19 protein-coding genes and 1 tRNA gene are annotated in these 18,721 nt (G+C 71.3%); 10 read left to right on the top strand and 10 right to left on the bottom strand.

Features of this window, described 5'->3' with window-relative positions:
- Positions 1 to 145 precede the first annotated feature (145 nt).
- Positions 146 to 772 carry a hypothetical protein gene (locus OG927_RS18765; protein ID WP_209469961.1) on the top strand — a complete coding sequence of 209 codons (627 nt, stop codon included), beginning with the start codon at positions 146 to 148 and terminating at the stop codon, positions 770 to 772.
- Between the two features lie 101 nt (positions 773 to 873).
- Here OG927_RS18765 and OG927_RS18760 read toward each other — a convergent pair whose 3' ends face one another.
- From OG927_RS18760 to OG927_RS18750, 3 genes are all read right to left on the bottom strand, one after another.
- Entirely contained in the window at positions 874 to 1,512 is a 639-nt protein-coding gene (locus tag OG927_RS18760; protein ID WP_056797048.1) for a TetR/AcrR family transcriptional regulator, read from the bottom strand.
- Positions 1,513 to 1,703: 191 nt separating this feature from the next.
- Positions 1,704 to 2,753 (bottom strand): hypothetical protein, encoded by a 1,050-nt coding sequence (locus tag OG927_RS18755; protein WP_330320497.1) that lies wholly within the window; start codon positions 2,751 to 2,753, stop codon positions 1,704 to 1,706.
- Between the two features lie 164 nt (positions 2,754 to 2,917).
- On the bottom strand, positions 2,918 to 3,334 hold the full coding sequence (locus tag OG927_RS18750) for a hypothetical protein (protein WP_056797787.1): 417 nt from the start codon (positions 3,332 to 3,334) through the stop codon (positions 2,918 to 2,920).
- Between the two features lie 229 nt (positions 3,335 to 3,563).
- Here OG927_RS18750 and OG927_RS18745 point away from each other — a divergent pair, with 229 nt between their 5' ends.
- The 3 genes from OG927_RS18745 (at position 3,564) to OG927_RS18735 (ending at position 7,455) form a co-directional block, all read left to right on the top strand.
- The gene (locus OG927_RS18745) at positions 3,564 to 4,406 is read left to right on the top strand and encodes an alpha/beta fold hydrolase (protein ID WP_056797055.1); all 843 of its coding nucleotides are present in this window, start codon (positions 3,564 to 3,566) and stop codon (positions 4,404 to 4,406) included.
- A 154-nt stretch (positions 4,407 to 4,560) separates the two neighbouring features.
- A complete protein-coding gene (locus tag OG927_RS18740; RefSeq protein WP_330321332.1) occupies positions 4,561 to 5,334 on the top strand; it encodes an SDR family oxidoreductase in 774 nt (257 codons plus the stop codon).
- A gap of 81 nt (positions 5,335 to 5,415) precedes the next feature.
- Positions 5,416 to 7,455 (top strand): PA14 domain-containing protein, encoded by a 2,040-nt coding sequence (locus tag OG927_RS18735; protein WP_330320496.1) that lies wholly within the window; start codon positions 5,416 to 5,418, stop codon positions 7,453 to 7,455.
- Positions 7,456 to 7,482: 27 nt separating this feature from the next.
- Here OG927_RS18735 and OG927_RS18730 read toward each other — a convergent pair whose 3' ends face one another.
- Together OG927_RS18730 and OG927_RS18725 are read right to left on the bottom strand one after the other, a co-directional pair.
- The gene (locus OG927_RS18730; RefSeq protein ID WP_330320495.1) at positions 7,483 to 7,980 is read right to left on the bottom strand and encodes a hypothetical protein; all 498 of its coding nucleotides are present in this window, start codon (positions 7,978 to 7,980) and stop codon (positions 7,483 to 7,485) included.
- Positions 7,977 to 8,381, bottom strand: a complete 405-nt coding sequence (locus OG927_RS18725) for a winged helix-turn-helix transcriptional regulator (protein WP_330320494.1) — start codon at positions 8,379 to 8,381, stop codon at positions 7,977 to 7,979. The genes OG927_RS18730 and OG927_RS18725 overlap by 4 nt, the downstream gene beginning before the upstream one ends.
- 369 nt (positions 8,382 to 8,750) lie before the next feature.
- Here OG927_RS18725 and OG927_RS18720 point away from each other — a divergent pair, with 369 nt between their 5' ends.
- A complete protein-coding gene (locus OG927_RS18720) occupies positions 8,751 to 9,332 on the top strand; it encodes a DUF7010 family protein (protein WP_330320493.1) in 582 nt (193 codons plus the stop codon).
- Between the two features lie 97 nt (positions 9,333 to 9,429).
- Entirely contained in the window at positions 9,430 to 10,260 is an 831-nt protein-coding gene (gene nadE, locus OG927_RS18715; protein ID WP_330320492.1) for an ammonia-dependent NAD(+) synthetase, read from the top strand.
- Positions 10,261 to 10,308: 48 nt separating this feature from the next.
- Here nadE and OG927_RS18710 read toward each other — a convergent pair.
- Positions 10,309 to 10,382 (bottom strand) — tRNA-Trp (locus tag OG927_RS18710).
- A gap of 137 nt (positions 10,383 to 10,519) precedes the next feature.
- Between OG927_RS18710 and pip the strand changes: the two genes are divergently transcribed.
- Together pip and OG927_RS18700 are read left to right on the top strand one after the other, a co-directional pair.
- A complete protein-coding gene (gene pip, locus OG927_RS18705) occupies positions 10,520 to 11,494 on the top strand; it encodes a prolyl aminopeptidase (protein ID WP_124281462.1) in 975 nt (324 codons plus the stop codon).
- Between the two features lie 47 nt (positions 11,495 to 11,541).
- Positions 11,542 to 12,537 (top strand): aldo/keto reductase, encoded by a 996-nt coding sequence (locus OG927_RS18700; RefSeq protein ID WP_056797080.1) that lies wholly within the window; start codon positions 11,542 to 11,544, stop codon positions 12,535 to 12,537.
- A gap of 190 nt (positions 12,538 to 12,727) precedes the next feature.
- On the opposite strand, the gene thpR is transcribed toward OG927_RS18700, so the two are convergent.
- A complete protein-coding gene (gene thpR, locus OG927_RS18695; protein ID WP_056797083.1) occupies positions 12,728 to 13,300 on the bottom strand; it encodes an RNA 2',3'-cyclic phosphodiesterase in 573 nt (190 codons plus the stop codon).
- 300 nt (positions 13,301 to 13,600) lie between these two features.
- Between thpR and OG927_RS18690 the strand changes: the two genes are divergently transcribed.
- On the top strand, positions 13,601 to 14,806 hold the full coding sequence (locus OG927_RS18690; RefSeq protein ID WP_319102250.1) for an esterase/lipase family protein: 1,206 nt from the start codon (positions 13,601 to 13,603) through the stop codon (positions 14,804 to 14,806).
- An 89-nt stretch (positions 14,807 to 14,895) separates the two neighbouring features.
- Here the strand turns inward: OG927_RS18690 and OG927_RS18685 are convergent, their stop codons facing one another.
- Positions 14,896 to 16,230 (bottom strand): MFS transporter, encoded by a 1,335-nt coding sequence (locus tag OG927_RS18685; protein ID WP_056797088.1) that lies wholly within the window; start codon positions 16,228 to 16,230, stop codon positions 14,896 to 14,898.
- 99 nt (positions 16,231 to 16,329) lie between these two features.
- On the bottom strand, positions 16,330 to 16,770 hold the full coding sequence (locus tag OG927_RS18680; protein ID WP_056797091.1) for a MarR family winged helix-turn-helix transcriptional regulator: 441 nt from the start codon (positions 16,768 to 16,770) through the stop codon (positions 16,330 to 16,332).
- A 134-nt stretch (positions 16,771 to 16,904) separates the two neighbouring features.
- Between OG927_RS18680 and OG927_RS18675 the strand changes: the two genes are divergently transcribed.
- Positions 16,905 to 17,168 (top strand): hypothetical protein, encoded by a 264-nt coding sequence (locus OG927_RS18675; protein ID WP_164494138.1) that lies wholly within the window; start codon positions 16,905 to 16,907, stop codon positions 17,166 to 17,168.
- On the opposite strand, the gene OG927_RS18670 is transcribed toward OG927_RS18675, so the two are convergent.
- Entirely contained in the window at positions 17,158 to 18,618 is a 1,461-nt protein-coding gene (locus tag OG927_RS18670) for an NCS2 family permease (protein ID WP_124281464.1), read from the bottom strand. The two genes, OG927_RS18675 and OG927_RS18670, sit on opposite strands and share 11 nt — an antisense overlap.
- Positions 18,619 to 18,721 lie beyond the last annotated feature (103 nt).

The raw sequence follows: 18,721 nt of genomic DNA, 5'->3' as shown, positions 1-18,721 counted from the left end.
CCCGCGTGCAACGCGCCCGCGACGGGAAACGCCGGCCCGCCCCTGACCGCCGACATCAGGCCGGGGCGACGACAATCCAAGCTGTCGCCGACCTCGTTGACAGTTTTCCTTGTCAAGCGATCCGATCGACAGATAACCTTGTCGCATGGACGACGCAGCGGCGATCCCCGTCCCCGACAGGGACGACGAGAATTTCTGGTCCACCGTCACCACCCTGGTGGAACCCCCCTGGAGTGAACCCACCGACGACGACACGTTCACCATGGACGACAAGGTGCTCGAAGCGGCCCGCGCGCTGGCCGAGCGGATCTCCACGCGCGCACTGGCCTACCGCACCGCCGGCAAGCCCTTCGACGCCGCCCTGATGGCCTCCCCCGACGTCCAGCTGGCCCTGCTGCGGTCCCTGCACGAGACCAGACGGTCCGTCGACAGGCTGGCCGAGAGCGCCGCCACCGTCGCGGGCCGCAACGGGGCCAACTACACCCAGCTGGGCGCCGCCTGGGGTGGCATCAAGCGCCAGTCCGCCCGTCTCAAGTGGCCGTACGCCGTGGTCAAGAAATCCGCCGGCGAGTCCGTCCCCCTCCGTTACGCAGGAGGCTCGGCCGTCATCCACCACGACCCGGACGCCGACGCCTGGTGGTACACCGCCACCGCCGCTGACCAGCGGGAGGAGGAGTCCGAGGCCGTCCACCCCACCTCCGCCGAGGCCATCGCCCGGGCGACCGAATTCCTCCTGACGCACCCCCTGCCCGGCCGTCCGGCGCCCGCCTGACCCGGCCGCCCCGAAGGCCCGCCGGGTCACCCCACCCGCCCCGGCGGGCCTCTGCGGCACACGCCGCGCGCCGTCAGCCGGCCCCGGATGTCCTCGGGCCGCTATCCGGGCTCCCTCCCCAGCATCGCCAGCCCCAGCTGGGTCAGTTCCGCCGACACCTCTTCCGGCCGGGCCCTGCGGGGGCGGCGGCTGTGGTGGGCCATGAGCTCGTGCACCGTGGCGACCATCACCATCACCACCACCCGGTGGTCCCGCTCCTCCGCCTCGCCGCGGACCGCCGCCCGCTCGGCCTCGCCGGTCAGGAAGTCGGCCCACAGGTCCCGCCACCGCTTGCAGTGCTCGTCGACGGCCGGACTCACACCCAATACCTCGACGAACGTCACCCGGGCCTCGCGCAGGTCCCGCGTCACCGCGGACACGTACGCGTCGAAGAGGATCCGGAACCGCTGCTCCACCGGGCAGTCGTCCATCCCCGGTGACAGCAGCGCCTGTTCCGCCGCCCGCAGCCCGGACGTCGTCACCTGGTTGTGCAGGGCGATCAGCACGCCCTCCCTGGAGCCGAACTCCTCCCAGAGCACCTCCTCCGGGACTCCGGCCACCTCGCAGAGCGCCTGTTCCGACGTCTGCGCGTAGCCGTAGACGCCGAACATCTCCCGTCCCGCGTCAAGAAGCTGCTCTTGGGCCCGCACACGAGCCCTGTCGACGGTGCCGGTCACCTGGTCCACCGGGACATCCACCACGGATCCTCCTTCGTCTGCCACATCTCCGACTGTCGCGGCGACGGCTGAGCGGGGTCGCGAGCGCGGAAGAGGGCTTCGTCACCTCTGCATGGCGCGTGCGCCATTGTCCTCGCCCCGCTGCCCGGAAGGGTGCTGCGCCGCGCCGCCCTTCCGGTGAAGTCCTCTGGCTGCCCGGCCAGTTGATCGTACGGTCAGCACGGATCACCGGCCGTTGCGGCGACTGCCGCGAACCGCTCCCGCCACGACCGGTCCGCCGGGAGCAGCGCCTCCCGCGCCCGCCGCGCCTGCCACTGCCGCACCGCCTCCTCGCGCCGGCAGTCCCCGCAGTGCGTCTCGCCGTCCAGCGCACGGAACACGTGGTCGTCCCCGGGTCCGGCACAGGCGATCAGCGGGGCGACCCGCAGCGCCTCGGCCCGCGGATCGGGTCGCGGCTCGGGCCGGCGGACCTCCTCCGGCATCTTGTTCACGAGCCGGTACCGCAGGAACCCGACCGCCGACCGCACCCCGCCCTCCGGCAGTTCGCTCGTCAGCACCTGGCGCAGCTGGGCCGCCGTGATCCCGCGCAGCAGCCACTGGCCCGCCAGGGCCGCGAGGCCGCGGGCCTCCTTGGCGCCGAGGTACAGCTCGCGGCGTACGTGCCGCAGCGACAGCAACACCTTCTCGCCCTCCACGACGTCCGCCGACTCCGGCTCGGGCTCCGGCTCCGGCTCCGGGGCCCGCTCCGGACTCGACTCCGGCGGCGGCGGCGGCCCAGGTTCCGGCTCCGCTTCGGAGGGTGGGCGGGGATAGTTCTTCTCACGTTCTTCGTCTACCGGTAGTTGGCGGCCGACCGCCCGATCCGCTGGCGCACCGACCACCGGAGCCTGCACACCCGGAGGCACCGGTGGGACCGGAAGGGCCGCCGGTGCCCCCTCGGAGGTCCGGATCCCGGCCACCTCCTCCGCCGTCAGAGGCACGTTGGACAGCAGCTGCGCCGTGGTCCACAGCCCGCGGTCCCCCTGCCGCCGCTGCTCGTGCAGGAAGCCGTGGCCGAGGAGGAGTTGCTTGGTCTTCTGGTACGCCCGGCCCGTGATCCCGAGCTGCCGCGCGAGCTCGCTCAGCGGCTTCTCGCTCTGCTCGTCGGGGAGGCCCTGCACATAGAGGAGGAGGACTTTCGCGTCGCTGGTGAGTCGCGGATGGCGCACGACATCGTGCGAAGCCTTGGTGAAGCGCCGGGAGGGCGCGATAACATGCCGGATCATCTCGGTGGGTTCTCTCCACTCGTGGGTGTAGGTCCCCGGGCCGGTGTTGGTAGCACCTCCGGGGGCCGCCCTGCGCACCCGTGCGCACAGAGCGTAATGACACGATCACGTTACTGCACGACGCGCACACCCCTTACACATATGCCGTAGGCACACGCATTCGATCAGGCACCCTCCAGGGTCAGGGTCGCCAGCTCGTGCAGCAGCCCGGCATCCACGAACGGTGTCTCGGCCGTGGGCCGCGAGCGCCACTCCAGCGGCCACGTCCGCCCGTCCAGGGCGGGCACGCCCACGAAGGCGTCGCACCGCGCGTCCCTGCCCATCAGCCGCGCCCCGGCAGGCCACCGGTACACGGCCGCGCTGTGCGGCGGCAACAGGAAGTACACGCTCCGCTCACCGGTCCCGGACCGCACGATCGGACCCGCGCGGAAGTCCGTGAACCGCATCAGCTCGGACGCCACCTGCTCACCCGGCAGCCCGGCGATGCGCACGGTGTCGAAGTGGATGCCCGTGTGCCGAAGGGCGTGCCCACTGGCGGGGACCCAGGAAGGCGTCGGGCCCGGTGAACTCTTCTGTTCCATGAGCAGAGCCTGACGGCCCTCACCTGCGGTGACCAGCGTCCCGGAACGACTGCGCACTGTCGTGTACTTGGGGGGTGGAGTTGCGCACTCCGGTGAACCGGGAAGTGGTAACGCGGAAATGTTCGGCACGGCGGCCGGCACGTCTCGGTCCGGAAGAGGCCCGCCGATGAGTTTTCGCCCCCGCTCCGGTCTACCCCCTGCAGACGGCTACCGATCACCCGGAGGAAACATGTCCACAGCCAGTGGGAGAACCGTCGAGACCGAGGTCCGGTCGAGCGACGGCACATCGATCGCCTTCGAACAATCGGGCCGTGGACCCGCGTTGATCCTGGTGTCCTCGGCCCTGGCCGACCGCTCCGACACCAGGAAGCTCGCGGGCATCCTCGCGGGGCACTTCACCGTCATCAACTACGACCGCCGCGGCCGGGGAGCCAGCTCCGACGGTGCCTCCTACGCCGTGGAGCGGGAGGTCGAGGACATAGCGGCCCTGATCGGGCACGCGGGCGGCTCCGCCTCCGTGTTCGGCAGTTCCTCCGGCGCGGTCCTCGCGCTGCGTGCGGCCGCCGCCGGTCTGGACGTGGACCGGCTCGCGCTCTACGAACCGCCGTTCTCCGTCACCCGGGACGACTTCGGTCCGCCCGAGGGCTTCGCCGGCCACATCGGCACCCTGCTCGCCGAGGACCGGCGCAGCGAGGCCGTGAAGGCGTTCATGGTCCAGGCGCAGAACATGCCCGCGTTCATGGTCGGATCGATGCGGCTGATGCCCGGCGTCTGGCGGACCCTCACGGGCATGGCCCACACCCTGCCGTACGACCTCGCCGTCATGGGTGACACCCAGCGGGGCAGGCCGCTGGAGCCGAAGCCCTGGTCCGCGGTGAAGGCCCCGGTCCTGGTGCTGACCGGATCCAGGAGCCCGGAGGGATTCGGACGGGCCGCACAGGCACTGACCGAGGTACTGCCCGATGCCCGGCACCGCACCCTGAAGGGGCTCAATCACGGAGCGGTCGTCATGGCGCCCAGGAAGATCGCCCCCGAGATCATCGAGTTCCTCGGGGCCCCGCCCGCGCCATAGGGGTACCCCGGGTTCGCGCCCGCCCGCCCGCAGAAGCCGTGCCCGCCGCGGTCCGAGCGAGCGAGCGGGGGGACCGCCGCCGTGAAGTCCGGCAGGGCGCAAAGCGGTTGCCGCGACCGCCGGCCGTCCCGCACCATGTCCGTCTGTGACCACCATGGACGAGAACGACACGGCACGTCGCCCGCTCGCCCTGATCACCGGAGTGGGCCGCACCGTCGGCATCGGTGCCGGCATCGCGCGGCAGCTCGCGGCGTCGGGCTGGGACATCGCCTTCACCTACTGGAGCCCGTACGACCGGCGCATGGACTGGGGGGTGGAGCGCGGCGCCACCGACGCGATCGGCCTGATGCTCACCGAGCACGGCGCCGCCCACGTGGCGGTCGAGGCGGACCTCGCGGACCCGGACGCCCCTTCGCGGATCTACGACGAGACGGAGCGGCGCCTGGGGCCCGTCACCGCGCTCGTGATGTGCCACTGCGAGTCGGTCGACTCGGGGCTGCTCGACACCACCATCGAGAGTTTCGACCGGCACTTCGCCGTGAACGCCCGTGCCACCTGGCTGATGATCCGCGAATTCGGGCTGCGCTTCCGCGGCGCGCCCGGCACCGGCCGGATCGTCGCCCTCACCAGCGACCACACGGTCGGCAACCTCCCGTACGGCGCGAGCAAGGGCGCTCTGGACCGCATCACGCTGGCCGCCGCGCACGAGCTCTCCCACCTCGGCGTGACGGCCAACTCCGTGAACCCCGGCCCGGTGGACACCGGCTGGATGCCCGACGAGGCGAAGGAGGTGCTCACCGCAGCCACTCCGCTCGGCCGCCTCGGCACCCCGCAGGACACCGCGCACCTCGTGGACTTCCTCTGCTCGCCGCAGGGGCAGTGGGTCAACGGGCAGCTGCTGAAGAGCAACGGCGGTCTCGGCCAGTGACTACAACCATGACCATTCCTCATAGGTCTTGATCGTCGGCAGACGCATTCCTGCCACAGACGATCAAGACCGAAGGAACGAATGAACCGACCCAGAGGCACGACGGTCGCCACCGCGAGCGCCGTCGTACTCGCCACCGCGGGCAGCCTGCTCACCGCGGCAGCCCCGGCCTCCGCAGCCGTGACCTGCGCATCGCCCGTCTTCAAGCGGACGTTCTACGCGAACACCACGTTCACCGGGACTCCCAGGGGCACGGACTGCGACTCCGTGATCGACCAGAACTGGGGCACCGGCGCCCCCGGCGTCAAGGGCATGCCCGCGAACAACTTCGGCGTCCGCTGGTCCATGACCCGCGACTTCGGCTCCGGCGGGCCCTTCGCCTTCAGCGCATCGGCTCTCGACGGCATACGCGTCTACGTCGACGGCGTCCGCAAGGTCGACGTGTGGAAGAACGTCTCCTCCACCGTCTCCAAGACCGTCAACGTGACCATTCCGGCGGGCAAGCACAGCCTCCGGGTCGACTTCGTCAACTGGACCGGCGCCGCCGGCGTCAAGTTCGCGTACACACCGCGCACCACGGCGGCCGTCGACAAGGTCAAGCCGCTCGTCCCCACCGGGACGACCGCGGCCTACGACACGGCGACGACGTCCACGCGGGTCGGCTGGGCCGGGAACAAGGAGATGGACCTCGCCGGGTACCGCGTGTACCGGCGGCTGAAGGGGGCCTCCTTCCCCACGAAGCCGATCGCGACGACGACCTCCACCACGTGGACCGACACGACCGTCCCGAAGGACGGCAACGTCTACTACTACGAGGTCCGCGCCCACGACAGGGCGGGCAACACCTCCGCGGGCACCGCCGACCTCGGCGTCACCACCGTCGACCGCATCGCCCCGGCCGCCCCCAAGGGCGTCGAGGACAACTGGGCGATGGGCTCCCCCACCAGGATCACCCTCTACTGGGACAGCAACACCGAGCCCGACCTCGCCGAGTACCGGGTGTACCGCTCGACCTCCGTGCCGGTCGCCCTCACCCCCGCCAACAGGCTGGCCTCCTCGGGCGGCGGCTACACCGGACCGCTGCCGCAGACCGGTGACATCTACTACTACGTCGTCACCGCCGTCGACACGCACGGCAACGAATCCCCCGCCTCGGGCACCGCCGAGTACTACTCGGACGACCTCACCGGTCCCGTCGACACCCCGCTCGGCGCACACGCCTCGGAGGGCGAGACCGGGGTCACCGTGACCTGGGACGCCTCCGAGCAGACCAGCCGCGACTTCGCGGGCTACTCGGTCCACCGGTCGCCCAAGCCGCGCTCCGCGGGCACCAGGGTGTCGGAGATCGCCCAGGGACTGCGCGACACCAGCACCTTCGTCGACAACACCGTGACGCCCGGCAGCACCTACTACTACTGGGTGGTCGCCAAGGACTGGGAGGGCAACCCGGGCACCCCCTCCCAGGACCTCCAGGTCGCCGTCACGGGCAACACGACCTCCCCCGCCGCGATCGAGGGCGTCACGACGGTCCCGAAGGAGAACGGCGTCACGGTCTCCTGGCAGGCGAGCGGCGACCCGTCCCTCGACCACTACCGGGTGCTGCGCGGCACGTTCGCCGACGGGGAGTGGACCTACACCCCGGTGGGCGACCGCACCAACGAGCGCCCGTGGCTCACCGGGACGACCTGGCACGACGTCACGCCCGCCGACGGCCAGCAGGTGCGCTACGCCGTGGTGGGCGTCGACCAGTACGGCAACCAGCTCACCCCGGACACCGGCGCGACCGTCACCGCCGTCACCGAGCTGGACCTCCGTCCGACCGCCCCGCCCGCCACCGGCTCGCCCTTCACCTGGATCCGCGCCAACGGGCCGAGCTACTTCGACCTGTACCTCGAGGACACCACGAACGAGAACGGCAGCGAGGCCACCGGCTTCGCCGTCCACCGCTGGAACCCGGCGAACGGGACGTTCGACCTCGTCGGCACGGGCGGGATCGACCACCCCATGTCCTGGCACGACGCCCACCAGCCGACGGCGACGACGCTCTTCTACCGCTTCACCGTCCTGTACGCGGACGGCACGGAGTCGGGCGCGAGCCAGTTCGCCGGCGCCATCGCCTGAGCCCGCGAGCCGTACCCGGGCCGTCGGTCAACGCCCCGGGTACGGCTCCCCGCAGGCACTGCAGAACGCGGGGTTCCGGTCCGCCGACAGCCGCCCGCACTCCGGGCAGACCAGGTCCAGCATGCAGGGGGCCTCGCCGCCCTCGTGCGTCGTCGCCGGCACCCGCACCGCGGGCTTGATCATCAGCCCCGGCCGGCGACGGTGCACCGTCAGGTACGTCAGCCCCTCCGGCCCCGCCTCCAGGGCGCGGCGGGAGGTGCGGGGCAGCCAGGTGACCGTGGTCGGGGCGAGGTCCAGGGGGTCGCCGCCCGTACGCAGGCTGCCGCCGCCCGCCAGGACGACCAGCAGCACGTCCAGGACGTCCTCCTGGTGCTCGCCCACCCCGGCGTTCGGCGGCAGGTGCACGACGTTGGCGTCCAGTTCCCTTCCCTGCTCGGCGAGGTGCCACAGGGCGCCGCGCTCGCCGGGAGCGGCGGAGGCGAGGAGCTCGTCCAGCACGGCGAGCACCTGAGGAGTCGCGTTCACGCGGCGACCTCCCCGTCGTAGCGCCCACGGGCCTCGTGGACCCGGTCGAAATGCGTCTCCGCCCAGACCTTCAGCGCGGACAGCGGACCGCTCAGGCTGTGCCCGAGCTCCGTCGGCTCGTAGTCGACACGGACGGGGACGGACGGCGTCACGGTGCGGGTGACGAGACCGTCGCGCTCCAGCGAGCGCGGCGACTGCGTCAGCATCTTCTGGCTCACCCCGGCGATCCTGCGGCCGAGGTCGCTGTAGCGCATCGGTCCGTCACGCAGGGCGCTGACGACGAGGCCGACCCACTTGTCACCGAGGCGCCCGAGCAGCTGGTCGGTCGGGCGGTCCCTGAGGAACGCGTCGTACGCGGATGGGGCTTCTTCGCGGCGCTGGGCCGCGGTGCGTGTAGCCATGGGCCTGGCTGCCTCCGGTCCTGCCTGTGGGTGGCCTACGCACCCAGGAGTTAACTCCTCCCAGGTTAGTGGGCCGGGAGAAACAGGTCGTGGAGCCGGCCGCGGACGGCGACGGGCTCGGCGAGCTCGTGCAGCTGGTCGACGCGGGGGTTCCGACGCCCGGGTGGCGCGCACGTACCCCGTGGAGCGGGCGACCGACGCGTACGGCCGCCTCGCGGAGGGCGGCGTACGGGGCGGCTCGTCCTGGCGCCCTGAAGGAACGGCTGGTCGGGGCGGGGCGGGGCGGACGGAACGCCTCCGTACGTGGAGGTTCCCCGCGCCTGGGCGAAACCGTCGGACGGGGCCGACGACGGCGGTACTCTCGGCCGAATGATCCAGCCCACGCCCTCGACCGCGGCCGTGCCGGATGCCGAGTGCGAGGCCCTCACCCGGACCCTGCGACGCCGCGGCACCGTCGTCCTGTCGGTGTTCGCGGTCGTCTGGGCCTTCGCCGGAGCGTCCGGGCTCGCGTCGCCCGGTGCGGCCCTGACCGTCGAGATCGCCGCCGTGCCGCTCGCCGCCGCAGCGGTCCTCCTTGCCTACCGCAGGGGAGCCGCCCCATCGCCCCGCATGGTGGTCCTGCCGCGGAACTGGGCACGTTCGGTCGGCATCGTGAACGTCGTCGAGCTCGTGGCGGTCTTCGCCGTGATCGCGGTGGCCAACGCCTCGGGCCACCCGGCCTTCGTGCCGCCGGCCATCGCGCTGGTCGTCGGACTGCACTTCTTCCCGCTCGCCCGCCTCTACGACCAGTGGCAGTACCGGGTGACGGCGGTCGTGCTCAGCGCGGTCGCGGTCACCGGGCTCGCGCTCATCGCGGCCGGCCTGTCGGACGAGAGCGTGCGCGCGGTGGTGGGCCTGGCCTCCGCGGTGACCCTGTGGGGCTCCGCGTACCACGTGGCGGTCAAGGGCTGACTGTCCCCCGGCTCCGCCCCCGCACCGGCCCGGCAGGAAGAGGGCCGTGGGTAGGGTGGGCGGGACGGGCCACCGTGGACCGGAACGAGGAGCAGACGTGAGCGAGCCGGCGAACATCGCCCTGCAGCAGGAGATCGCCCGGGAGTTGGAGGTCGCGGAGACCTTCGACGCCGCACAGGAGATCGAGCGCCGTGTGGCCTTCCTCGCCGAACGGCTGACCTCCACGGGGCTGAGCTCCCTGGTGCTCGGCATCAGCGGCGGCGTCGACTCCACCACCGCCGGCCGGCTGTGCCAGCTCGCCGTCGAGCGCGCGCGGGGCGCCGGTCACGAGGCCCGCTTCTACGCGATGCGCCTCCCCTACGGCGTCCAGGCCGACGAGCACGACGCCCAGCTCGCGCTCTCCTTCATCCGGGCCGACCACGTGCTCACCGTGGACATCAGGCCCGCGAGCGACGCCACGCAGGAGTCGCTGCTCACCGGCGACGTGACCTTCCGCGACCCCCATCACCAGGACTTCGTGCTCGGCAACATCAAGGCCCGGCAGCGCATGATCGCCCAGTACGCGGTCGCCGGGGCGCACAACGGCCTGGTCGTCGGCACGGACCACGCGGCCGAGGCGGTCTCCGGCTTCTTCACCAAGTTCGGGGACGGCGCGGCCGACGTCGTCCCGCTGACCGGACTGACCAAGCGCCGGGTGCGCGCCGTCGCGGAGGCGCTGGGCGCGCCCACCGAGCTGGTCTGGAAGGTGCCGACGGCCGACCTGGAGACGCTCGCCCCGGGCAAGGCGGACGAGCACGCGCTCGGGGTCACCTACGACGCCATAGACGACTTCCTGGAGGGCAAGCCGGTCGACGAGCGGGCCTTCGACACGATCGTCGGCCGCTACCGCCTCACGGACCACAAGCGTCGGCTGCCCGTCGGCCCGTAGCGCCGTCGGCCGGCCGCACCAGGGGCGGGTGCCGCCCGGGCGGAAAGGCGGAGCCGACCGGATTCGAACCGGCGTCCTCGCGGTTGTGGAGACCGGCGCGACGACCTCTGCGCTACGGCCCCGCCCGGCCCGGAGGCTATCGTGCGCCCGCACGCGCAGGGGCCGCCGACCGGAGCCGGGCCCTCCCTGCCGGGCGGGTGCGTGGACCGGGCCGCCCGGCGCACACGAGCAGGCGAACCGCCGGAGGGGGAGGAGCGCGGTGGACAGGACACCCGACGAGACGTACCCGCCGATCGAGCCGTACGACCACGGGATGCTGGACGTGGGCGACGGCAACCTCGTGTACTGGGAGGTCTGCGGCAACCCGGAGGGCAAGCCCGCCCTCCTCGTCCACGGCGGCCCCGGTTCGGGCTGCGGCACGCTGTTCCGGCGGTACTTCGACCCGGACCTCTATCGCGTCGTGCTCTTCGACCAGCGCAACTGCGGTCGCTCCACCCCGCACGCGAGCGACCCGGCCACCGACCTGCGGCACAACACGACGGCCCGTCTGATCGCCGACATGGAGCAGCTGCGCACGCACCTGGGCATCGGGAAGTGGCTGCTGTACGGGGGCTCCTGGGGCTCCACACTCATCCTGGCGTACGCCGAACAGCATCCGGAACGGGTCTCGGAGATCGTGGTCTCCGCGGTGACGACGACCCGGCGCAGCGAGATCGACTGGCTGTACCGCGGCGCCGGGCAGATCTTCCCCGAGGCCTGGGACCGGTTCCGGGCGGGCGTCCCCGAGGCCGAGGGCCCGGGGGACCTCGTCGCCGCGTACGCCCGGCGGATGGAGAGCCCCGACCCGGAGGTGCGCGCGAGGGCCACGGCCGACTGGTGCGCGTGGGAGGACGCGGTCGTCTCCATGGAGACGCACACCGGCCCGTCCCCGTACAGCGACCGGCCCGACCGCGGCCGGCAGGCGCTCGTCCGGATCTGCTCCCACTACTTCTCGCACGCCGCCTGGCTGGAGGAGGGACAGCTGATCCGTGACGCCGGCCGCCTCGCCGGCATCCCCGGTGTCCTGGTGCACGGGCGCTTCGACCTGGGTGGACCGCTGACCACCGCGTGGGAGCTGGCCAGGGCATGGCCGGACGCGGAGCTGACGGTCATCGACGGCGCGGGCCACCTCGGCGGGCCCGCGACCAGACGCGCGGTCGTCGCGGCACTCGACCGGTTCGCCCGGCGCGCCTGAGATCACCCCTTGCTTCGAGCGCGCTCGAAGGAGTTGGCTTGGGGGTCATGAAGTACACGCAGCTCGGACGCACCGGACTCAAAGTCAGCCGCCTCGTCCTCGGGACGATGAACTTCGGCCCCCAGACCAACGAGAGCGACAGCCACGCGCTCATGGACGCCGCCCTCGACGCGGGGGTCAACTTCTTCGACACCGCGAACGTCTACGGCTGGGGCGAGAACAAGGGCCGTACCGAGGAGATCCTCGGTACCTGGTTCGCCCAGGGCGGCGACCGCCGCGACAAGGTCGTCCTCGCCACCAAGGTCTACGGCAACATGGCCGGCGAGGGCGACGCCTGGCCGAACTACGACAAGCTGTCCGCCGTCAACATCCGGCGGGCCGTCGACGCCAGCCTCAAGCGCCTCCAGACGGACCACATCGACCTGTACCAGTTCCACCACGTCGACCGGTCCACCCCGATCGAGGAGATCTGGCAGGCCATCGACGTACTGATCCAGCAGGGCAAGATCCTGTACGCGGGCTCCTCCAACTTCGCGGGTTACAAGATCGCGCAGGCCAACGAGGTCGCCAAGCAGCGCGGCAGCTACGGCCTGGTCAGCGAGCAGTGCATCTACAACCTGATGGAGCGCGGGGCCGAGATGGAGGTCATCCCGGCCGCCCAGGAGTACGGCCTCGGCGTCATCCCGTGGTCGCCGCTGCACGGCGGGCTGCTCGGCGGCGCGATCCGCAAGGAGCGCGAGGGCGGCGGCGCCCGGTCCACCTCGGGCCGGTCCGCGGAGGCCCTGGCCGACCCGAAGGTGCGGGCGCAGGTCCAGGCGTACGAGGACCTGCTGGAGAAGCACGGCCTGGAGCCGGGCGAGGCGGGCCTCGCCTGGCTGCTCAGCCGCCCGGGGGTCACGGGGCCGATCTCCGGCCCGCGCACCCGGGAACAGCTCGACTCCGCACTGCGCGCGGTGGAGCTGGAGCTGTCGGACGAGGTGCTGAGCGCCCTGGACGAGATCTTCCCCGGCCCGGGTCCGTCGCCGGAGAACTTCGCCTGGTAGCCGGATCACACGCGTCCGCCCCGGCGGGTTCAGCCCTCCGCGGGCTCAGCCCCCGAGGGCGGACGCCGCCGCGACGACGACGAACATCAGTACGAGCACGGCGGCCATGATGCGGTTTCTGGTCTTCGGATCCACCCGACGAGCGTAACCGGCCCGCCCACCGCTCCGGCGTCCAGCCCCGCGGGCCCGCTCACCGCCCCAGCGGCCAGGCCCGGACCACCTCGTACCGCGGCTGCTCCCCCGGCACCCCGTCCACGGGCGGCCGGCTGCGGACGAGGCTGAGCTCCCCCGCCTCCCAGCGCATGCCCTCGAAACCGGCCAGGGCCTCCGTGAACGGCCTCAGATCCACCTGGACGCGACTGCGGGCCAGGGTGAGGTGCGGGGTGTAGCGGCGGTGCTCCTCCATCGGCACCCCAGCCCGGCGGGCGGCGGCACCGGCCCGCGCGGCCAGCAGCCGCAGCGTGTCGAGCCCGCCCGCGGCCCCCGCCCACAGCGCCCGCCCGTCGAATCTGCCACTGCCGTGGACGCGCAGCGGGAACGGTTCGGTCCGGTGCGCGGCCCGCTCCATCCGGCTGTGCAGATCCGGCAGCACGTCCTCCTCCACACCCCCGAGGAAGGCGAGCGTGTAGTGCCAGCCCGCGCGGGCGGTCCAGCGGAGGTGCCCGGCGCCGGGCACCTCGTGCAGCGGGGCGACGGCCCCGGCCAGCTCGTCCGCCGCGGGCGCGGGCGGCAGGACGGCGGCGAAGAGTCTCTGGCTGCTCATGCGGCGAGTGTCCCAGCGCCCCCGCGTGCCCTGCCGACCGGACCGGTCGTCCGCCACACGGCGCGCCCGCGACCCGTCCGGCAGGCCGGGACCCGCTCGCCGGCCGCCCCCTACGGCACGCGTGCGGCGGGGAACGGGCGAGCGACGAGAACAGGCCGACGGCATGTGCCGGGCGTGTCAAACCCTTCCCGCTCCGGCTCCATCAGATGTGGTGAACCCCTCTGACCGGAAGAGTGATATGCCCGGATCGCCCCCCATGATGACGTCGTTCCGCCCATTCTTTCCCCAAGGAGCACGACCATGTCCGAGACGACCGAGCCCAACGTCGGTTCGTTCACCCTCGACGGTCCGCTGACCGCCGAACCCGCCGGGACGATCGAGGTACCGGAGCACGAGGAGTGGCAGCTGCCGCACGGCTTCGCCTGGGTGTTCCCCGGTGAGGGCAACTCCGCACTCGTCCGGCCCGTGATCATGGCCGACGGCTTCAGCCTCGGCCGGAGCAAGCTCGACGTGCTCTACCAGGGGCTGGAGCGGGGCCTCTTCCCGTTCGTCAGCGAGCTGCGGCGCCGCGGCAGGGACGTGATCCTGCTCGGCTTCGACGAGCGCAGCGCGTCGATCCTGGACAACGCGGAGACGGTCACGGCCGCCGTCATGCGGGCACAGGCCGAGCAACTGGGCGACGCCCGCCTGGTCGTCGGCGGCTTCAGCATGGGCGGCATCGTCACCCGCTACGCACTCGCGAAGCTGGAGACGATGCGGATGGACCACCGGACCGCGCTGTACTTCTCCTACGACAGCCCGCACCGCGGCGCTTCCGTCCCGGTCGGCGTGCAGGCGTTCTCGCACTTCATCCCGTTCCCGAACGACTTCTCGAAGCAGATGGACAGCCAGGCCGCACGCCAGATGCTGTGGCAGCACTACGACAAGGACACCGGCAAGATCGGCGTCGCCCCGGAGCGCGCGGAGTTCCTCACCGCCCTGGACCGGGTCGGCGGCTGGCCGCGGATCCCGAGGAGGATCGCCGTGGCCAACGGCCGCGCGGACGGGGTGGGCCTGCCGGACGTGAAGCCCGGCGAGGTCGCGCTGCGGATCGAGCGGATCTACCCGGGCACCACCTTCTACACCCAGGCCCAGGGTGACGACGTCACGGCCGCCTACCTGAACCGCAGGTTCCCCAAGGCCGAGAAGACCATCGCGACCAACGGCTTCCCCGACCTGGACGGCGCGCCGGGCGGAACCCTGCACACCTACAGGATCCTCGCCGACTCGATGAAGAAGCTCGGCGGCAAGGCCGACCTGCGGCACGAGGACGTGTGCTTCGTCCCCTCGGTCAGCGCGGTCGCGATCCGCGACGTCGAGAAGCAGGACGACCTGTACGCGGCCATCGACGGGCTGAACCCGCAGGAGAGCGAGCTGGACGAATTCCTCTGCTCGTCCACGACCACCGCGCACACGGCCATCACCGAGGAGCTGTGCACCTGGCTGATGGACCGGCTCCCCGACTGACCCCGCCGGGCGCCGACCGCGCCGACCGCGTCCGGAAACGGGAACGCCGCCCTCTCCGGCGAGGAGAAGGGCAGCGTTCGCGGGACGGCTCAGGCAGCCGTGGCCAGCTGTTCCCGTGGGACGAACCGCACGTGCGGGCGGCCCGGACGCAGGTCGACCTTCAGGCGCAGGCCCCCGACGCGGGTCAGGGCGAAGCCGACACCGAGCGCGGCGAGCATGGAGATCGCGCCGCCGGCCGCCATGCCGGTCCGGGCGCCGTAGACGTCGCTGATCCAGCCGACGATCGGGGCGCCCACCGGCGTACCCCCGACGAACACCATCATGTAGAGGCTCATCACCCGGCCCCGCATCTCGGGGTCCGCGGCCATCTGGACGCTCGTGTTGGCACTGATGTTGGTCGTCAGACCGATCATGCCGATCGGGACGAGCAGCAGCGAGAAGAGCCAGACGGACGGCGACAAGGACGCGATGATCTCCAGGGCGCCGAACAGGGTGCCCGCGGCCACCAGCATCCGCAGCCGCGAGGAGCGGCGGCGGGCTGCGAGCAGGGCTCCGGCCAGGGAGCCGGCCGCCATGAGGATGTTGAAGAACGAGTACATCCCGGCGCCGCCGTCGAAGATCTCGTCCGCGAAGGCCGTCAGGAAGATCGGGAAGTTGAAGCCGAACGTACCGACGAAGCCGACCAGGACGATCGGCCAGATCAGCTCGGGCCTGCCGGACACGTAACGCAGGCCCTCACGCAGCTGTCCCTTGGCCCGCTTCACGGTCACGGACGCGTGGAGCTCGCTCGTACGCATCATGAGCAGGCAGACGAGCGGGGCGATGAACGACAGCCCGTTGAACATGAAGGCCCAGCCGCTGCCGACCGTGGTGATCAGGACACCCGCGACGGCGGGACCGATGAGCCGGGCGGACTGGAAGTTCGCCGAGTTCAGGCTGACCGCGTTGCGCAGCTGCGCGGGGCCGACCATCTCGGACACGAACGACTGGCGCGCCGGGTTGTCGACGACGGTCACCATGCCGAGCAGGAACGCGATCAGGTAGACGTGCCAGACCTCGACGGCGCCGGAGAGGGTCAGCACGGCGAGTGCGATACCGCACAGGCCGAGCGCCGCCTGGCTGATGAGCAGCAGACGCCGCTTCGGGAGCCGGTCGGCGATGACGCCGCCGTACAGGCCGAAGAGCAGCATCGGGAGGAACTGGAGGGCCGTGGTGATGCCGACGGCGGCGGCGGACCCGGTGAGGCTCAGGACGAGCCAGTCCTGCGTGATGCGGGACATCCAGGTACCGGTGTTGGAGATCACGGCGCCCGTGGCGAACAGGCGGTAGTTGCGGATCTTCAGCGACGAGAAGGTCCCGCCGGTCTTGCTCTCGTGGGTGGACGTCGGTGCGGGGGCGGAGTCTGCTCCGGATCCCGTACTCAAAAGGGTTCGCCTCCTCGGGCGTATACGACGTACGTACTGACGGGGACGTGACGGCGGGGCGCGACCGGCCGCGAACTGCGGCCCGTGCGCCCCGTCGGGTCAGAGGTGGGCGAGCTTCTCCAGCACGGGAGCTGCGTCCCGCAGCCTCTCCCACTCGTCCTCGTCCAGGCCCTCGGCGAGGTCGGCCAGCCAGGCGTTCCGCTTGGAGCGGCTCTCGGCGAGCATGGCTTCCGCCTGCTCGGTCCGGCTGACCATCTTCTGCCGACGGTCATCGGGGTGCGGTTCCAGTCTGACCAGCCCCTTGGCTTCCAGCAGCGCGACGATGCGGGTCATCGACGGCGGCTGCACGTGCTCCTTGCGGGCCAGCTCACCGGGGGTGGCGGAGCCGCAGCGGGCAAGTGTGCCGAGCACCGACATCTCGGTCGGGCTCAGCGACTCGTCGACGCGCTGGTGCTTCAGGCGACGGCCCAGCAGCATCACGGCGGAGCGGAGGGAGCTCACGGCGGCGGCACTGTCACCGTCGTGGATCAGGTCAGGCATGTTTATTAGCGTAACTCATTAGCTTCACTAAAGACCAGTCGGTGGTACACGCGCAAGAAAACGAGCACCCGAACGAGTGAATACGAGCCGGAAACAGCACCGAAACGACCAGGTGTGCCGCGACCCTGCTTGGCATGGGATCGACAGTGCTCAGCCTGCGCATAGACGGTGAGCTGCTCGACCGGCTCCGCCGGCACGCCGCCAGACGCGGCATGACCGTCCAGGACTACGTGGTCCGGACGCTCGTCCGCGACGATTTCGACGAACGCTTCAACGCGTCCGTCGACGAGACGGAGAAGTTCTACGGGGCGGATCCCCGTCACGCGGAACCGGCCGACCGGGTCCGCGCGACGGAGGTCCGCCCCGTAGGGGTGGAGGCTTCGGACGCTACGACGTGAGGCCGAGCGCCGGCATCGCGTAGTAGAAGACGAAGACCGCCGACACCGCGTACATGGCCACCGGGACCTCACGGCCGCGGCCGGCCGCCAGGCGCAGTACGGAGAAGGCGATGAAGCCGATGCCGATGCCGTTGGTGATCGAGTAGGTGAGGGGCATCATCAGCATCGCGAGGAAGGCCGGGATGGCCAGCGTGTAGTCGCTCCAGTCGATGTCCCGCACGGAGCCCGCGAGGATCAGGAACCCGACCGCGACCAGCGCCGGAGTGGCGGCCTGCGAGGGGACCATCGTCGCCAGCGGCGTCAGGAACAGCGCCACCGTGAAGAGCAGACCGGTCACCACGCTCGCGAGTCCGGTGCGGGCGCCCTCGCCGACGCCCGCCGTCGACTCCACGAAGCAGGTCGACGCGGAGGAGGAGCTCGCGCCGCCCGCGGCGACGGCGACGCCGTCGATGAAGAGCACCTTGTTGATGCCCGGGAAGTGCCCGTCCTTGTCCATCAGCTTCGCCTCGTCGCCGACGCCGAGGATGGTGCCCATCGCGTCGAAGAAGCAGGACAGCAGCACGGTGAAGACGAAGAGGATGCCGGTCAGCAGACCGACCTTGCCGAAGCCGCCGAACAGGCTGACCTGGCCGAGCAGCCCGAAGTCCGGGGAGGCCACCGGATTGCCGGGCCACTCGGGGACGGTGAGCCCCCAGGCACCGGCCGGGAGGCCGGCGACGGCGTCGATGACGAGCGCGACGACGGTCATCGCGACGATGGAGATCAGGATCGCGCCCGGGACCTTGCGGACGATCAGCGCCAGGGTCAGCAGCGTGCCGATGACGAAGACCAGGACGGGCCAGCCGTTGAGGTGGCCGTCGCTGCCGAGCTGCAGCGGAACAGTGGTGTGCGCGGCGTCCGGGATGCGGGAGACGAAGCCGGAGTCGACCAGGCCGATCAGCAGGATGAACAGGCCGATCCCGATCGCGATGCCCTTGCGGAGCGACTTCGGTACGGCGTTCATCACGCGTTCGCGCAGCCCGGTCGCGACGAGCAGCATCACCACGATGCCCGCGAGGACCACCATGCCCATCGCGTCGGCCCAGCTCATCCGGGGGGCGAGCTGGAGGGCGACGACGGTGTTGACGCCGAGACCGGCGGCGAGCGCGATCGGCACATTGCCGATGACGCCCATCAGGAGCGTGGAGAACGCCGCCGTCAGCACGGTGGCCGTGACGAGCTGGCCACCGTCGAGCTGGTGCCCGTACATGTCCTTGGCACTGCCGAGGATGATCGGGTTGAGCACGATGATGTACGCCATCGCGAAGAACGTGGCGAAGCCACCGCGGATCTCGCGCGCGACCGACGACCCCCGCTCGGAGATCTTGAAGTACCGGTCCAGGCCGCCGGAGGGCTGCCGGGGAGCCGGGGGCGGCGTGGGGTCGACCTGAGCGGTGGCCGAGGGGGGCATGTGTGACCTTCAGTCGTGCATCGAGGGAGTGAAAATGGTCAATTTTGGATGTTCACACGAATAATTCGAGTCATCCATAAGCAGATTCAGTATGAATACATAA

The organism is Streptomyces clavifer, from assembly GCF_036345975.1.
GTDB lineage: Bacteria > Actinomycetota > Actinomycetes > Streptomycetales > Streptomycetaceae > Streptomyces > Streptomyces clavifer.
This window is presented reverse-complemented; position numbering and strand designations above follow the sequence as displayed.

Excerpts from the sequence above, each read along its gene's own strand:
- OG927_RS18675 (WP_164494138.1), top strand. The coding sequence starts at position 16,905 with ATGGGATCGACAGTGCTCAGCCTGCGCATAGACGGTGAGCTGCTCGAC.
- OG927_RS18670 (WP_124281464.1), bottom strand. The coding sequence starts at position 18,618 with ATGCCCCCCTCGGCCACCGCTCAGGTCGACCCCACGCCGCCCCCGGCT.
- OG927_RS18735 (WP_330320496.1), top strand. The coding sequence starts at position 5,416 with ATGAACCGACCCAGAGGCACGACGGTCGCCACCGCGAGCGCCGTCGTA.
- OG927_RS18740 (WP_330321332.1), top strand. The coding sequence starts at position 4,561 with ATGGACGAGAACGACACGGCACGTCGCCCGCTCGCCCTGATCACCGGA.
- OG927_RS18720 (WP_330320493.1), top strand. The coding sequence starts at position 8,751 with ATGATCCAGCCCACGCCCTCGACCGCGGCCGTGCCGGATGCCGAGTGC.
- OG927_RS18690 (WP_319102250.1), top strand. The coding sequence starts at position 13,601 with ATGTCCGAGACGACCGAGCCCAACGTCGGTTCGTTCACCCTCGACGGT.
- OG927_RS18755 (WP_330320497.1), bottom strand. The coding sequence starts at position 2,753 with ATGATCCGGCATGTTATCGCGCCCTCCCGGCGCTTCACCAAGGCTTCG.
- OG927_RS18765 (WP_209469961.1), top strand. The coding sequence starts at position 146 with ATGGACGACGCAGCGGCGATCCCCGTCCCCGACAGGGACGACGAGAAT.
- OG927_RS18680 (WP_056797091.1), bottom strand. The coding sequence starts at position 16,770 with ATGCCTGACCTGATCCACGACGGTGACAGTGCCGCCGCCGTGAGCTCC.
- thpR (WP_056797083.1), bottom strand. The coding sequence starts at position 13,300 with ATGAGCAGCCAGAGACTCTTCGCCGCCGTCCTGCCGCCCGCGCCCGCG.
- OG927_RS18745 (WP_056797055.1), top strand. The coding sequence starts at position 3,564 with ATGTCCACAGCCAGTGGGAGAACCGTCGAGACCGAGGTCCGGTCGAGC.
- OG927_RS18725 (WP_330320494.1), bottom strand. The coding sequence starts at position 8,381 with ATGGCTACACGCACCGCGGCCCAGCGCCGCGAAGAAGCCCCATCCGCG.
- OG927_RS18700 (WP_056797080.1), top strand. The coding sequence starts at position 11,542 with ATGAAGTACACGCAGCTCGGACGCACCGGACTCAAAGTCAGCCGCCTC.
- OG927_RS18750 (WP_056797787.1), bottom strand. The coding sequence starts at position 3,334 with ATGGAACAGAAGAGTTCACCGGGCCCGACGCCTTCCTGGGTCCCCGCC.